Source organism: Vibrio genomosp. F10 str. 9ZD137 (genome assembly GCF_049974785.1).
GTDB lineage: Bacteria > Pseudomonadota > Gammaproteobacteria > Enterobacterales > Vibrionaceae > Vibrio.
Map to the genome: position 1 here is coordinate 1 of NZ_JBNGCJ010000818.1, position 1,776 is coordinate 1,776.

The 1,776-nt window shown below is 45.4% G+C and carries 1 protein-coding gene; it reads right to left on the reverse strand.

Translation table 11 applies throughout. The features are described 5' to 3' along the window. The coding region (gene acs / locus ACP45E_RS18695) for an acetate--CoA ligase (protein WP_069585422.1) at positions 1-1,575 on the reverse strand (1,575 nt) is incomplete at its 3' end. Positions 1,576-1,776 lie beyond the last annotated feature (201 nt).

The following is a 1,776-nucleotide window of genomic DNA, read 5'->3' on the forward strand; positions in this document are numbered from 1 at the left end:
ACCCGATACGTTCAGTACGTCATCGACACGGCCGGTAATCCAGTAATAACCATCTTCATCACGTCTTGCACCATCACTGGTGAAGTACATGCCTTTGAAGGTGGAGAAGTAAGTTTGCTCAAAACGTTCATGATCGCCATAAACCGTTCGCATTTGCCCAGGCCAAGAGTCGAGAATAACCAGGTTACCTTCCGCTGCCGTTTCTTCGATAATGTTGCCCATATTATCAACTAGGGCTGGCTGTACACCAAAGAATGGTCGGGTTGCTGATCCTGGTTTTAGATCGGTAGCGCCTGGTAGGGGTGCGATTAAGATGCCACCGGTTTCTGTTTGCCACCATGTATCAACGATTGGTGACTTCTCATTACCGATCGTCTTGTAATACCACTCCCATGCTTCAGGGTTAATAGGTTCACCGACGGAACCCATGATTCGCAGGCTGGATCTTGATGTGCCATCAACCGCTTCAGTGCCTTTTGCCATTAGTGCACGAATGGCGGTTGGTGCCGTATAAAGAATATTAACTTGATGCTTATCGACTACTTCACTCATGCGGCTAGTATTTGGATAGTTTGGCACGCCTTCAAATAGAATGGTTTTAGCACCATTCGCCAGTGGCCCATAGATAAGGTATGTGTGACCTGTGATCCAACCGACATCAGCGGTACACCAGAATGTTTCACCTTCTTGATAATCAAAGACATATTTGAATGTCATGGTGGCGTAAACGAGATAGCCGCCAGTGGTATGCAGCACACCTTTTGGTTTACCCGTTGAGCCGGAGGTATAAAGAATAAACAGTGGGTCTTCAGCCTTCATCTCTTCTGGTGGACAGTCAGCAGATACTGATGCTGTTGCTTCATGCCACCAAACATCACGATGCTCATGCCAATCAATATCGCCACCAGTACGTTTGAAAACAAAGACTTTTTCAATGTTCTTCACTTCAGGGTTAGTCAGTGCTTCATCAACGTTTTTCTTCAATGGCACAGCGCGGCCACCACGAACACCTTCATCAGCAGTCACAACCACTTTTGCATCTGAATCAATGATACGGCCAGAGAGCGCTTCTGGAGAGAAACCACCGAATACAACAGTATGAACCGCGCCAATACGTGTACAGGCAAGCATAGCAACCGCAGCTTCTGGAACCATTGGCATGTAAAGGCAGACAACATCCCCTTTACGAACGCCTTGCTCTTTTAGAGCGTTTGAAAATAGACACACTTCTTTATGCAGTTCGTTAAACGTTAGTGTCTTGTCGTCGGCAGGGTCATCACCCTCCCAAATAATCGCCACTTCATCACCACGATCAGCAAGGTGACGGTCGATACAGTTGGCTGAAACGTTAAGTGTACCGTCTTCAAACCAGCGAATGTCTACATGGCCAGTATCGAACGAAGTACTTTTAACTTGAGTGAATGGCTTGATCCAATCAACGATTTTTCCGTGCTCAGCCCAGAATCCTTCAGGGTTAGAGACAGACTGCTGGTACATGGCTAGGTAAGTGTCATTATCCGCATGGGTATTTGCTTTAATATGTTCTTTTACCGGATAAACGTGTGATTCACTCATTGCTTCTCTCCTTGGGCCTTGATGTGGCGAGCTAGATAAATTTCCATTTTATTGTTGCTATGAATTCGTTTTATTAAACGTTATTGGAAAGTTTGTATAACGCCCACTTTCTGTCAACTGATGGTTTTCCACAATTAGACTTTAGGATGAGAGGGGATTGTTCACTTATTTAATCGGGGTTTAGTTTGAAAAAGTGCGAAG